Below are 13,847 nucleotides of genomic sequence, written 5' to 3'. Positions count from 1 at the left end.
ACACCACCGTCCCGCTGGGGATGGGCACCGGCGGGCGGCTGGAGGGCTGGCCGGTGCTGGTCTTCGTGCTCGGACTGGCGCCGGCCCCACTGGGTCCGGCCCCTCCGCTCTCACACGTCTCACACATGAAGGCGTTCGCCTCGGACCGGCTCAGAAGACGTTCGCCGGGTTCACCTTCATGCAGGCCGACTTGTCACTGCCGTTGAGTGTGTCGGCGCTGTCCGGGGCCTTGTCGTCGCCGCTGCCCGTTCCTCCGGCCTTGGAATAAGCCGTGCCCGCACGCCAGTCCGCGCCGATGACCAGGGTGACCTGGGGCACGGCCGTGGAGTGCCGGACCGCGCTGTCCGGCAGCCCGAGCTCCTTCGCCACCGCCAGGGCGTCCCCGCGCAGACTCCCCTTCGGGTACGAGATCGTCGTGTCCGCCCGCGACTTGGGGGTCCCGTCGGCGACGCTCCGGGTGAAGCCGAGCTGGGAGAGATGGCCGGCGACCTGTGCGGCGCGGCCCCGTACGGCGATCTGCGCGGCCGTTCCGGTGCCGTTCTGCACGGTGACCGGGATCTCGCCCTTGGGCGCCGCCGGGTCCTTGGGGGCGGGGGACTTCTTCGCGCCGGGCTTCTTCTTGTCCTTGCCGTCGAGCGCGATGTCGTTGCGCACCAGCGAGAAGATCTTGTCGGCGTCGCCCGGCTTCGGCACGATGTGCGCGGCGTTCTGCGAGTCCGGAACCCAGGGCATGGTCGCCATGGTGATCCGGCTCGTCGGCACCCGCTTGAGGTCGTTGCCGAGGTCGTAGAGCTTCTTCACGGTGCCCAGGCCGTTGTCGACGGTGAGGGCCTTGGTGGCGGCTTCGGCGAGGTTGTTGAGCTTCGCCGGGTCGCTGAGCTTGCTGCCGGCCTTCAGCTGCCGGACCATCGAGTTCATGTACATGTGCTGGGCCTTGGCCCGGCCTATGTCGCTGCCGTCCTCGAAGCCGTGCCGGGTACGCAGCCACTGCAGGGCCTGCTCGCCCTTGATAACCGAATCGCCCTTCTTGAGCCGGAGCCCGGACTTGTCGTCGTAGACGTTGCTGTCCACGCAGACCGGAACGCCCCCGACCGCGTCGGCCATGTCGACCACACCCGAGAAGTCGATCATCATGAAGTGGTCGACCGGGATGCCGGTCAGCTCCTCCCAGGTGGCGACCGTACAGCCCGGACCGCCGTTCTGGAGGCTGGAGTTGATGGTCGTGCTGGTCTCCGGGTAGACCTTGCCGTCATCGGTGTCGGTGCACTTGGGGATGGTCACCCGGGTGTCGCGCGGAACGCTGATCACCGACATGCTGCGGCGGTCGGCCGCTACGTGCAGCAGCATCTGCACATCGGCCAGCGGGGGGCGGTCCGCGTCGGCCCGCGAGCCGCCGAGCCGTACGTTCTCCGCGGAGTTACGGCTGTCGGAGCCGAGGAGAAGGATGTTGAGCGGAGTCTGGCCGTCGGCGTTCGGGGAGCTCTTGTCGAGCCGGTTGGTGCCGAGGTTCAGCTCGTCCTTCCCGAGGTTGCCGTTGAGGTGCTCGTAGTAGAGGTATCCGGCGCCGGCCGTGCCAAGTATCAACAGGGCCGCCATGGTGGCGAACCAGCGGAGTATCCGGCGTTTGCCGCGGCGCCGCCGTGGGGCACCGCGACGCCGGCCTCCTTCATCGGCAGCGGGGTTCGTGTCCCCGCCCCGGACGCCGTCCTCGTACCGCTCCTGCACACTGCTCTGCCGCACTGGGCCCCTCCCCCGCTGTTCCTGTTGTGAAGTACGGCGCCAGTGGCCGGTCGTGTCACTTGGCGCAGACTTCCTTGTCCGCTCCCACCTTCTGGACCCCCTCCGGTGCCTTCGTCGGAGCGCTGAGAGGCGTGCCCGCTCCCTTGAAGTCCGCGCCCAAAGTGAGCGTCATCTGCGCCAGGGGCTCGGCATCCTCGGTCCCCTCCTTCATGGCGGAGGCGGGCAGCCCCATGCTGTCGGCCAGGCGGCGCGCCTGGTCGGCCTGGTTCGGGGCGTACTCCAGCGTGGTCTTCGGCAGATTCCCCGAAGCGTTCCCGCCGTTGCTGGAGCGCCGCATCTGCTCGGTGTTCTGCATCCAGTCGACGGTCTCCTGGGCAGCGCCGAACTCCCCGCTTCCGTTCAGTACCTTGACCCGGACGTCGGCCGGATCGGCCTTGGCGCCCTTGAGCTTGGCGGCCTGCCGGTCCTTCGCGGCCTGCTGCTTCTTCTTCACCTCGGTCAGGGACACGTCCTGCTTCATCATCGCGAAGAGCGGGTCGGCCTTCGCCTCGTCGACGACGACCGTCGAGGCGACCTCCTCCGTGGGGTTGTCGACGACGGGCAGGGTGGTGAAGGTGATGTTCTTGAGATTGACCTTGCTGAGGCTCTGGGCCAGGTCCGTCAGTTTGTCGACGCTGCCTATGCCGGTGTCGACGGTCAGGGCCTTGGTGGCGGCGTTGCCCAGGTCCCAGAGCTTCTTGGGGCTGCTGAGGGTGCCGCTGGACTTCATCTTGCGGATCATGGAACTCAGGAACTGCTGCTGGAGTTTGATCCGGTCGAGGTCGCTCTCGAACTCCAGGCCGTGCCGGGTCCTGACGAACGCCAGCGCGTCGTCGCCCTGGATGTTGTGCTTGCCCTTGCTGAGCTTGAGGTGCGACTTGGGGTCGTCGATGTCCTTGCCGAGGCACACCTCGACACCGCCCACCGCGGTGGACAGCGTCTTGACCGCGTTGAAGTCGGCCATCATGAAGTGGTCGATCTCGAGGCCGGTGAGCTTCTTGACCGTACGCATCGTGCAGCCGGGGTCGCGGCCTCCCTGGCCGAGACTGGTGTTGAACCGGCTTTCCGGCGTCGCCGGGACGACCTTGGTCGAGCCGTCCTTCTGCTTGGTCGGGCAGTCGGGGATGTCGGTGACCATATCGCGCGGGATGCTCAGCGCGGTGGCGTTCGTACGGTCCTCGGAGACATGGAAGAGGATCGTGGTGTCGGCGTGACCGACGCTGCCCGGGTCGCCGTAGCCCTGGTTGCCCTTGCCCGTGCGGACGTCGGTACCCAGCACCAGGATGTTCATCGGCCCGTCGCCGATGGCGCCACTGCCCGCGTTGCCGATGTCGACCGTGCTGAGGTTGCCGTTGAAGTGCTGGTACAGGAAGTACGCGCCCGTGCAGCCGGCGACCAGCACGAAGGCCATCACGCCTCCGGTCCAGTACAGCGCCTTCCGCTTGCCCTCCGCTTTGGCCTTCGGCTTGCGGCGGCTGCTGGCCGGCGGCGGGGCTCCGCGGCCGCCCGCGGCACGGCGGCCGCGCTGGGGGGGAACCTCGCGGCGGCGACGGGTGCCCTCCTCGGCCGGGTTGCCCCTTCGCGAGGACGCTCTGCGCTGCGCAGGGGGAGTCGACTGCTCTGCGGAATGATCCAGTCGCAGTTCGTAGTTGCCGGTGTTCGGGTCGAACACCCACTGGTCTGCGGGGTCGAAATCGCCCGCCCGCCCACGTCCTTGCGCGTCCACGGTCGCCTGAATCCTCCGTCGGTGCCACGCGGCGCCTCCCCCTCAAGGCGCTCGGTTCATCGTCCTCAGGTGCCCCGGCGGTCAAGCCCGCGGCACCGGATCGCTCACACTATCCGCCCAGTTCAGCGTGGGGCGACGCCGGTGGCAAATTCCACTCCCCTTACAACTGGGCAATCTGCTCAATCCCATCGAGTCGGCGGAGCACGGGCCCCTGCGACGCTCTATTCGCACATCCCGCTGGCGGCCGTCGTACCCCGGTAGGTGGGCGTCGGTTCGTTCGGTTCCCCGCTCGGATCGTCCGTGGCTTTCGGATCACTGTCCATCGTTTCCGGCTCGTTGTCCGGCGGCGCGCTGCCGTCCGCCTCGGTCTCCCGCCGCTCCTGCGGGGACACCGTCACGCCGAGGTCGTTGCGGAGGAGGTTGAACAGCTGCGCCGCATCGGGTTGTACGAGTTCGTCCCGGTTCGCGTTGGCGGAATACGGGCGGCGCGGCACGGTGAGGAACTGCACCTTTTCCGTGGGGATCTTGCGCACGCTGCGCACCAGATCGTAGAGCTCCCGCAGCGAGTCCAGCCCCGAGTCGGTGGTGAGCGAGGAGGTTGCGGCGTCCAGCACCGGGTAGAGCCGGCCGGGGTTCAGCAGCACGCCATTGCTCTGAACCTTCTTCACCAGCTGCCCGAGGAACTGCTGCTGCCGGTCCATGCGCTCGGTGTCGCTGCCGTTGCCGATGCTGTAGCGGGCGCGTACATAGCCCAGCGCCTGCTCGCCGTTGAGTTTCTGGCGGCCGGCGGGCAGTTCGAGGCGCGCCTCCTCGTCCTTTATGGGGTCCTTGAGGCAGATGTCCACGCCCTTCACCGCGTCCACCATCTCCTTGAACCCGGTGAAGTCCACGATCATGTGGTGGTCGACCCGGATACCGGTGAGGTTCTCGACCGTACGGATCGTGCAGGCCGGCCCGCCCAGTTCGAACGCCGAGTTGAACTGGCCGAACTGCGGCTTGCTCTGCTTGCCGTCCGGCTTCCGGCAGCCCGGGACGTCCACCATCAGATCGCGCGGAATGCTGACCGCGGTGGCGCTCTTCCGGTTCGCCGCGACGTGGAGCAGGATCGTGGTGTCCGAGCGCTGGGTGCCGTTGTCCCTGCCGTACCCGCTGTTGCCGTCGCCACGGTTGTCGGAGCCGATGAGCAGGACGTTCTGGGCGTCGTGCACCATCGATGCCGGGCGTTCGGCCTCGTACCGCTCGAGCTCTTCGGCGGTGCCCGTGTCCGTCGTGATGTTGCCCTCGAGCTTCTGGTAGAGCATCCAGCCCACGCCGGCCGCCACCAGGAGCGCCACCGAGGAACCCAGCGCCGTCCAGCGCAGCCAGGGTTTTTTCCGGCCCGGTGGGGTGGCCGCGGGCCCAGAGGTTCCGTCCGACGCCTCCGCGTCGGTGGGACCCTCCGGGCCGTCTGGCGTGCCAGCGCTTTCGGTCACGTCTGCGTCCATCCCTCACGGAGTAAGGCGGCGTCGCACCCGCTCGGGGCGGCCGGTCACAGGAGCAGACCGCCGAGCCCCTCGCATGGTTGTACGTATGCCAATCATCGCCCCCGGTGGTCTGCGGAGCCCGGAGGCCAGGCCCGCTCTGCGCCGGACGGGTGGTCGGCCGGAAGGTCGCGCGGCGGCCTTGGCCGGGCCGCTCCGTCGGTCGTGCCGTTCCCGGCGGCCGGCCGGCGGCGGCCGCTCGGATGGACGGCGGCCGGATCAGACCGCCGTCGCGGTCACCCGCTCGCTCTCCCGCCGCTGCTCCAGGGCCTCCGGGGACAGCTGGTCGAGGTTCCGGCACAGGACGACCGAGCCCCCGGCGGCCAGCGGGGCGAGCAGCCCGGCCGACAGTCCGTCCCAGGTGTCGTACGGCAGTCCGGACAGCAGCCGGGACACGGGCGTCAGACTGCGGGTCAGGGCGTCGGCGTGCGCCTGCTCGACGGCCTGCGCCGCAGTGAGCTCGCCGCTGCCCGCGAAAGCCAGCGCGGGCGCGTCCGGGTCCACGGGGGCGTACGGCGTGAAGCGGTCGCCCTGGCTCGGCACCTCCACCGCGTAGTCGGCGAAGCCCTCCGGCGGCTGCGGGAAGCGCACGCCCATCGGGCGCAGGCTGAGCGCCACGCGTTCCCCGCCGCAGGCGCGGGCCTCCTCCAGGGTGTCCGGGCCGCTGACCACCAGATCGGCGGCCCCGGGGTCGCCCCCGAGGTCGGCGACGACGCCGGTGGAGGAACAGGCGAGCACCCAGACGGCGGTCTGCCAGTGAGCCGGAAGCAGCAGGGCCAGCCGGTCGCCGGGCTGGGCGCTCAGTTCGTCCTGGAGGAGGTTGGCGGTCTTCGCCACCCAATTGGCGAAGGTGGCCACGGACAGTTCGACGCGTTCGCCGGTGGCGTCGTCGTAGTAGGTGACCAGCGGGCGGGCCGGGTCCGCGGCGAGCGCGGATCGCAGCAGGTCGGCAGGGGTGCGGTCGGTGGCGTTCACGCGCGCCAGCGTACGCGCCGGCCGTCGGCCCGCAGCGGTGGCCGGACCCCTCTGGCGCCACCGGTTCGGCCGACTGCCCGTCAATTTACGAATAGACAGAATTGTTCATGTATGACCACGATTTCATTCATGCGTGCACTCCTTGTTTGCTCGATGGGCGTGGCCTGCACGGCCGCACTCGCACTCCCGCTTGCCCTGCCGGCAGGAGCGACCGGCGTCCACCCGCCCCCCTACACGGCCGAACGTGCGGGCAGCACGCAGTCGCTGCCGCTCGGCGTGCTCGAGGCCCCCGACCGTTCCCGGACGACCCCGGACACGCCCTCCGCGCAAGGGCTTCCGGCCCGGGACGTCAAGCCCTTCTCGCTCGTCGGTGTCATCTGGGACGACGCCGCATCCGAGCTCCACGGCCAAGTGCAGGTACGCACCCGGGCGGTCGGCACGCATCGCTGGACCCCCTGGCAGGAGCTCCAGATCCACAACGACGACGCCCCGGACCCGGACTCGCCCGAGCGGCGCGCCGGGAAGACGCACGGCAGTACCGCCCCGCTGTGGGTCGGGAACTCGGACGGCGTAGAGGTACGGGCCGTGCCCGAGGCGCCCGCGAACCGGACGGGGCAGGCCGCACTGCCGGGCGGGCTGCGTCTCGCACTCGTCGATCCGGGCGACGATCCCTGGGACGACATGGGCGAGGACACGGGGGCCGACACCGGCACCGACTCGGGCATGGGCACCGACTCGGGCACGGGCACCGACTCGGGCTCCGACGCGGGGGCGGACACGGGCTCCGACCCAGGCTCCGGCAGGGTCGAAGGCTCGGGCACCGAGTCGGGCGCCGACTCGAGTGAAGTCCCGGGCGCAGAGCAGGGCGACGGCGGAGGCGCCGAGTCGGGCGCCGGCCGGGTGGACACCGGCGACGGTGACCCGGGCTCGTCGGGGGCTCAACATGCCGACAGCTCTCCGGACGAGTCCGCCGACCCACCCGCGCTGACCCCGGAGGAGGCCGCCAGCTCCGCGGTCAACGCCGAGTTCGCCCCCTTGGGCGCGGCCGAGATCACCGCCAAGGACAAGGCCGAGCCGCAGGAGGAAACGGAGAACGCCGACGGAGCGAACGGGCCCGCGGCGGCGGCCCCGCACATCGGCCCGCGCCCCCGCATCATCACCCGGGCGGGTTGGGGCGCGGACGAGAAGTTGCGCGAGCGCGACTTCGCCTACAGCACCACGGTGAAGGCCGCCTTCATCCACCACAGCGCGACAGGGAACAACTACACCTGCGCTGAGGTTCCGTCCCTCTTGCGCGGTATCTACCGCTACCACGTCGAGAGCAGCGGCTGGCGCGACTTCGGCTACAACTTCGCCATCGACAAGTGCGGCACCATCTACGAAGGCCGTGCGGGAGGGGTGGCAAGACCGGTCATGGGCGCTCACACCCTCGGTTTCAACAGCAACACCATGGGCATCGCCGTACTCGGGACGTACACCAGCTCCAACCCGCCCGCCGCCGCGGTGAATGCCGTCGCACAGCTCACAGCCTGGAAGCTCGGCCTGTTCGGAGGCGATCCCCGCGGCAAGACCTGGCTGACCTCCGCCGGGGGCGACAAGTTCAAGAAGGGCACCGTCGCCAAGTTCAATGTCATCTCCGGGCACCGCGACGGATTCGCCACCGAGTGCCCCGGAAGCCGCCTCTACAGCAAACTCGGCACTGCCCGCAACACCGCGGCCCGGCTCCAGGGCCGTTGACGGCTGACACGGACTGACGCCGACGGCTCTGTGCGTCAGTCCACGTCAGCCGCCCGGCGACTGCATACACTGGCCGCCGAGCTCCCCGAGCTGGGACCCCGGCCCGGCCCCTGGCAGGAAGCAGAGAAGACACGGTGACAGAAGCGATCCTCCTGGTCGGCGGCAAGGGCACGCGGCTGCGCCCGCTGACGGTGCACACGCCCAAGCCCATGGTCCCGGCAGCGGGCGTCCCGTTCCTCACCCACCAGTTGGCGCGCGCCCGCGCGGCTGGTGTCGAACACATCGTCCTCGCGACGTCGTATCTCGCCGAGGTGTTCGAGCCATACTTCGGCGACGGCTCCGCTCTCGGGCTGCATCTCGAATACGTCACCGAGGACGAGCCGCTCGGTACCGGCGGCGCCATCCGCAATGTCGCCTCACGCCTGTACTCGGGCCCGGACGAGCCGGTGCTCATCTTCAACGGCGACATCCTGACCGGCCTCGACATCCGGGCCCTCGTGGACACACACGAGACGTCCGGCGCGGATGTCTCGCTGCACCTGACCCGGGTCGAGGACCCGCGCGCGTTCGGACTCGTCCCGACGGACGAGAGCGGCCGCGTCACCGCCTTCCTCGAGAAGCCGCAGACCCCCGAGGAGATCGTCACCGACCAGATCAACGCGGGCGCGTACGTCTTCAACCGCTCCGTGATCGACTCGATCCCCGAGGGCCGCCCCGTCTCGGTCGAGCGCGAGACCTTCCCCGGCCTCCTCACTTCGGGCGCCCACCTCCAGGGCATGGTCGACTCCACCTACTGGCTCGACCTCGGCACCCCCCAGGCCTTCGTCCGCGGTTCGGCCGACCTGGTCCTCGGACGCGCCCCGTCCCCCGCCGTGCCGGGACGCTGCGGCGACCGGCTGGTCCTGGAGGGAGCCGACGTCGCCGGAGACGCCAAGCTCACCGGCGGCACCGTCGTCGGCGCGGGAGCCCGTATCGGCGCCGGAGCGCGCCTCGCCGGCAGCACGGTCCTGGAAGGCGCGATGATCGCCGACGGCGCGCAGATCCAGGACTCCCTCATCGGAGCGGGAGCCCGTATCGGCGCCCGGACGGTCCTGGAAGGCGCGGTGATCGGCGACGGCGCGGTGGTCGGCGCGGACAACGAGCTGCGGGACGGTATCCGCATCTGGTGCGGGGCGCAGATCCCCGAGGGCGCGGTCCGCTTCTCCTCGGACCAGTAGCGCGTTCTCCTCGTCCCCGTAGCGCGCCGGTCCTCCTCGGACCTCCGGTCTCCTCGCACCAGGAGCACCGGTCCTCCTCGGACCCAGTGCGCCAGGACCGAGGGCCTACCCTCAGAGGACAACCTCCGAGAAAGGCCCCCGTGGATCCCGACGCCGACCGGCCGACCCGCAGCACCGTGCGCGGCGGCCACCTGCGGGTACCCGCGCCGCGCCGCCAGGCGCAAGCCGCCGCCACCCGCCGCTGGACGCCGCCCGGCCCGCTCGACCTGGGTATGACGGTCGGTCCGCTGCGCCGAGGCCCGGGTGACCCGGCCTTCCGGGTCACCCCCGAGGGCTCGGTCTGGCGCGCCTGCCGGACTCCCGCGGGCCCCGGCACCCTGCGCCTGGCGGCACGCTCCGGGGAGATCGAGGCCGAGGCGTGGGGGCCCGGCGGCGACTGGCTGCTGGAGAGCCTCCCCGCGATTCTGGGCGGCGAGGACGACCCCTCGCCCTTCACCCCCCGCCACCGCCTGGTCCACGAGATGCACCGCCGCCACCCCGGCCTGCGCCTGACCCGTACGCGGCTCGTTCTCGAATCCCTGATCCCCTCGATCCTGGAACAGAAGGTCACCAGCGACGAGGCGTACCGCGCCTGGCGGCTGCTGCTGCAACGGCACGGCGAACCGGCCCCGGGCCCGCTCGACCGCCTGTACGTACCGCCGACGCCGCGTACGTGGGCGATGGTCCCGTCCTGGGAGTGGCACCGGGCCGGCGTCGACGGCAAGCGCGCGGCGACAATCGTCCGCGCCGCGCGGGTGGCCCGTCGGCTCGAAGAGGCGGCGGCCATGGACCTGCCCGCGGCCCTGGCGCGGCTGCAACTGATCCCGGGTATCGGCCCGTGGACGGCGGCGGAGACCCTGCAGCGCAGCAATGGCGCACCCGACGCGATCACGGTCGGCGACCTGCACGTGCCGAAGATCGTCGGCTACGCACTCACGGGTCGGCGCGGTGCGGACGACGCCATGATGCTCGAACTGCTGGCCCCGTACGAGGGCCAGCGCCACCGCGCGTGCCGCCTGATCCTCCTGTCGGGCCGCACACCGCCCCGCAGGGCCCCACGCTTCGCACCGAACGACATCAGCAGGCTCTGACGCCGCCGCGCGACCCGCGCAGCCGACGCCGGAGCAGCAATGCGGCGCCCGCCCGCCTGCACCTGAAGTCCCGTCCGCTCAGGCCCGTCCTGGGCTGCAGGAGTAAGCGCGCGCCCCTCGTCGCGTCTGAAACCTTGCGCTCCCGCGCGCCCACGCCGCCCGCCCAACCACGGTGCGCTCGCGCCGTCATGAACGCCTACGGACTGCCGTATGGCTCGTGCGGGGACGTAACTGCCGTACGTGCCTGGCATCGTGGCGACCGCCGCCGCGTACCCGGTGTGCCGTGTATGCGGGTGCGTGCCCGTCGCGGCGCCCCGGGCGGGGAGGTAACGGCGGCGCGTGCCTCGCGTGTTGGTGAACCCCTCTGCGTATCAGGCCGGCCGTGTCGAAGGACGTGCTGCCGTGCGTGCCGCGTCGCGGTGGGCGCCCCGCCGTCCCGGTGCGGCCCAGCCGGAGGCGCTATCGCACGGTGATGAATGCCTCCGTGTCACGGGCAGCCCGCGCCGGAGGTGCGGCCGCCGCGTGGCCGACAGCCACCGCGCCCATCGGATCCCAGTCGTCCGGCAGCCCCAGCGTCTCCCGCACTACCTCGCGGCAGAACATGGTCGAGGACACCCACGCAGACCCCAGCCGCTCACCCGCCAGCGCCACCAGCAGGTTCTGCACGCCGGCTCCCGCGGCCACCACGAACATCTCTCGCTCCGCGGTCGCCCGCCGCTCGTCCGGGTACGGGTGCGATCCGTCCGCGACGAGGCACGGCACCACGAGATACGGCGCGCGCCGCAGCACATCGCCCCGCCGGACCCGCTTGCGGATGCTCTCCTCGGAGAACCCGTCGCTCCGCAGATCCGTGACCCAGGCGTCCTTCATCGCGTCGAGCAGCCGAACCCGCGCCTCCGCGGACTCGAGCAGCACGAAACGCCACGGCGTCGTGTGATGCGGTGCGGGCGCCGTCACGGCGGCGGCGACCGCCCGCCGTACCGCGGCTCCGTCCACCGGCTCGTCCGTGAACTCCCGGACCGTACGCCGCAGCGTCACGGCCTCGCGTACGGCTTCCGACGTGCCCAGCCGGAACATGTCGTCGGCTGCGGCGCGCACCATCCCCCGGGCACCCTCGTCGACGCTGTCCCCGACGGTGCCCGCCTCTCCCTCGTCACGCCCGCCGTCGTCGACGAGGTGCGGCAGCCCCCGCAGTACGGCGACAGGCAGCCCGCCGGCCTTGCCCTTCACCAGGTCCCCCGCGGCGGCCAGTTCGTCGCCTGTGGCGACGACGGTCACGCTCAGGGGATTGCCGTGCGCGTCGGCGCCACCGCGAAGATCGTCCAGTATGCGCACACCCGCCGCCCCGATGGCGACGTCCGTCAGACCGTTGCGCCACGGCCGGCCGAACGTATCGGTCAGCACGACGCCCACGTCGACGCCCAGCGCGTCCCGCAGCCCGTCCCGTATCCGCCGCGCCGATCCGTCCGGATCCTCGGGCAGCAACAGCACAGTGCCCGCAGCGGTGTTGGAGGCGTCGACCCCGGCCGCCGCCATGACGAAACCGTGCCGTGTCTCGACGATCCGGGTCGGCCCGCGCCGTGCGACGACCCGTACCGTCTCCGCGTCGATCGCGGCCTCGCGATCCTCGGCGTGGACGATGCGGCCCTCCGCCTTGCTGACGATCTTCGAGGTGACCAGCAGCACATCCCCGTGCGCGAGCCCCGGCAGCCCTTCCGCGGTCGCCGCGTTGGCGATGAGCTTGGCGAGGTCGTCCCCGGGCCGCACTTCCGGCACCCCGGGCAGTGCCCATACCTCGTACGAGGGAACCGGGTTGGCGGGAACCGGTCTCACGCCCGTACCTCCTCGGCCAGCGTGAGGGCCTCGCGGGCCATCCGGGCCGCGGCTTCGTCGTCGGTCATCAGCAGCGGCACGGCCCGGCAGCGGACGCCCGCCGCCTCGACCTCGTCCACAGCGGAGGCGTCGACCGTGTCGACCAGCCAGCCGTCGAGCAGTCCGGACCCGTAGTGCTGTGCGACGGCCGCGGCGGTGGACTCGACGCCCACAGCGGCGAGCACCTTGTCGGCCATGCCCCGCACGGGAGCGTTCCCGACGATGGGGGAGAGCCCGACGACCGGCACTCCGGCGTCGGCGATGGCCTCCCGTACGCCCGGCACGGCGAGGATCGTGCCGATGCTGACGACCGGGTTGGAGGGCGGGAAGAGCACGACGTCGGCCTCGCCGATGGCCTCCAGCACGCCCGGTGCCGGCTTGGCCTGGTCCGCGCCGACCGGCACGACGGCGTGCGCGGGCACGGAAGCCCGCAGCCGCACCCAGTACTCCTGGAAGTGCACGGCCTTGCGGCCTTCACCGTCCGGGTCGTCGATCAGGACGTGTGTCTCGACGCGGTCGTCGGACATCGGCAGCAGCCGTACCCCCGGCTGCCACCGCGAACACAGCGCCTCGGTGACGGCACTGAGCGTGTAACCCGCGCCGATCATCTGGGTACGGACGATGTGCGTGGCGAAGTCGCGGTCGCCCAGCCCGAACCATTCGGGGCCGACGCCGTACGCCGCCAGCTCCTGCTTCACCGCGAAGGACTCGTCGGACCGCCCCCAGCCCTGCTCCTCGTGGATGCCACCGCCGAGCGTGTACATCAGGGTGTCGAGGTCGGGGCAGACCTTCAGGCCGAAGAGATGGATGTCGTCACCGGTGTTGCCGATGACCGTGATGTCCGCGTCGGGAGCGGCCGACTTGAGACCGCGGAGGAAACGGGCGCCGCCGATACCGCCGGCCAGAACCACAATGCGCATGGAGAACAGTGTGTCAGCCGCGGGCTGATCCGTTGAGGGTGGTGGTGGGTGACGGGTGGGGGTGTCAGCCGCGGGCTGATCCGTTGAGGGTGGTGGCGGGCGACAGGTGAGGGTCGACGGCCGGAGCGTCAGCTGTGCACGCCTTCGAGGGCGGCGGGAGCGGCGCACTGGGCCGTGTGCATGGTCATCGCGGTCAGTCCGGGGAAGTAGACGTGCAGGCTGACGGCCGGTACGAGCGCGTCATTGACGACCTCGTGGACGTATCCGGGCGCGAAGACCCGTTGCGCGCCCGGCTGGAGCACGCGCCGTCCGCCTTCGGCCCCGTCCCCCGTCGGGCTGCCCGGGCGTTCGGTCAACTCGCCCTCGAGAATGGTCAGTACACCGGATGAGCGGCCGTGGTCGTGCAGCCCGCTGCCCTGGCCAGGGACCCAGCTGAGCAGCCAGATCTCGTAGCCGGGTCCGGTGCGCAGCCGGTGGTACCAGCGGCTGGTCGCGTCGTACTGGACGAGGTCCGCCCAGCTCGCGCGGTCGGCGGCGATCGTGCGGGCGAGCCCGGCGAACTCCGCGACGGTGACGGGGTGCGCGGGTACGGGCGGCAGGAGGTGCGGGATGGCGAGGGGATCGCCGGCGATCTGGAGGTCGCTGTTCATGTGCGGAAGGTTTCCTCGGCTGAAGGTCTTGGGCACAGAGGGCTGGAGCTCGAAGGCATCAACAGCTGGAACAGCGACAGTGAGCGTGCACAGCGCAGCGGAACCCGCGGAAGCGGGTGGTCCGAGAAGGCGCGTGCGTCACTGGCATGCCCATAAGGAGAGCGGTTCGGCCCCGCGATGTCAACTTGATGACCGTTTTGGGGGCAACGTTCACCTCATCCGGTTACCGCGCCGGGCGAAAGGTTTGTGCACAGAACCCCCTGGACAGGTGGCGCAGCAACGACGCCCACAAACGTCGTTATGCTTCCGTGATCACACTGT

The 13,847-nt window shown here is 70.9% G+C and carries 10 protein-coding genes; 3 read left to right on the top strand and 7 right to left on the bottom strand.

Going from position 1 to position 13,847, the window contains the following annotated elements; genetic code table 11:
• Positions 1-150: 150 nt before the first annotated feature.
• From ABZW18_RS27670 to ABZW18_RS27655, 4 genes are all read right to left on the bottom strand, one after another.
• Positions 151-1,740: an LCP family protein gene (locus ABZW18_RS27670; protein ID WP_356192395.1), complete on the bottom strand. Its 1,590-nt coding sequence runs from the start codon at positions 1,738-1,740 to the stop codon at positions 151-153.
• A 55-nt stretch (positions 1,741-1,795) separates the two neighbouring features.
• A complete protein-coding gene (locus tag ABZW18_RS27665) occupies positions 1,796-3,505 on the bottom strand; it encodes an LCP family protein (RefSeq protein ID WP_356192392.1) in 1,710 nt (569 codons plus the stop codon).
• A 221-nt stretch (positions 3,506-3,726) separates the two neighbouring features.
• The gene (locus ABZW18_RS27660; protein ID WP_356192389.1) at positions 3,727-4,977 is read right to left on the bottom strand and encodes an LCP family protein; all 1,251 of its coding nucleotides are present in this window, start codon (positions 4,975-4,977) and stop codon (positions 3,727-3,729) included.
• Positions 4,978-5,244: 267 nt separating this feature from the next.
• Entirely contained in the window at positions 5,245-6,000 is a 756-nt protein-coding gene (locus tag ABZW18_RS27655; RefSeq protein WP_356192386.1) for a TIGR03089 family protein, read from the bottom strand.
• A gap of 129 nt (positions 6,001-6,129) precedes the next feature.
• Here ABZW18_RS27655 and ABZW18_RS27650 point away from each other — a divergent pair, with 129 nt between their 5' ends.
• The 3 genes from ABZW18_RS27650 (at position 6,130) to ABZW18_RS27640 (ending at position 10,084) form a co-directional block, all read left to right on the top strand.
• Positions 6,130-7,737: an N-acetylmuramoyl-L-alanine amidase gene (locus tag ABZW18_RS27650; protein ID WP_356192383.1), complete on the top strand. Its 1,608-nt coding sequence runs from the start codon at positions 6,130-6,132 to the stop codon at positions 7,735-7,737.
• A 134-nt stretch (positions 7,738-7,871) separates the two neighbouring features.
• Positions 7,872-8,954, top strand: coding sequence for an NDP-sugar synthase (locus ABZW18_RS27645; RefSeq protein WP_356192380.1), 1,083 nt, complete (start codon positions 7,872-7,874; stop codon positions 8,952-8,954).
• A 272-nt stretch (positions 8,955-9,226) separates the two neighbouring features.
• Entirely contained in the window at positions 9,227-10,084 is an 858-nt protein-coding gene (locus ABZW18_RS27640) for a DNA-3-methyladenine glycosylase 2 family protein (RefSeq protein WP_356192398.1), read from the top strand.
• Positions 10,085-10,543: 459 nt separating this feature from the next.
• Here ABZW18_RS27640 and ABZW18_RS27635 read toward each other — a convergent pair whose 3' ends face one another.
• The 3 genes from ABZW18_RS27635 to ABZW18_RS27625 form a co-directional block, all read right to left on the bottom strand.
• Complete coding sequence (locus ABZW18_RS27635; protein ID WP_356192377.1) at positions 10,544-11,917, bottom strand: coenzyme F420-0:L-glutamate ligase; 1,374 nt, start codon at positions 11,915-11,917, stop codon at positions 10,544-10,546.
• Positions 11,914-12,876 carry a 2-phospho-L-lactate transferase gene (gene cofD / locus ABZW18_RS27630; protein ID WP_356192374.1) on the bottom strand — a complete coding sequence of 321 codons (963 nt, stop codon included), beginning with the start codon at positions 12,874-12,876 and terminating at the stop codon, positions 11,914-11,916. Before cofD ends, ABZW18_RS27635 begins: the two co-directional genes overlap by 4 nt.
• A gap of 128 nt (positions 12,877-13,004) precedes the next feature.
• A complete protein-coding gene (locus ABZW18_RS27625) occupies positions 13,005-13,526 on the bottom strand; it encodes a cysteine dioxygenase family protein (protein ID WP_356192371.1) in 522 nt (173 codons plus the stop codon).
• Positions 13,527-13,847 lie beyond the last annotated feature (321 nt).

It is taken from the genome of Streptomyces sp. NPDC004647, from assembly GCF_040609575.1.
Classification (GTDB): Bacteria; Actinomycetota; Actinomycetes; order Streptomycetales; family Streptomycetaceae; genus Streptomyces.
The sequence above is the reverse complement of the archived record's forward strand: the minus strand, read 5'-3'. Positions and strand labels throughout refer to the sequence as shown.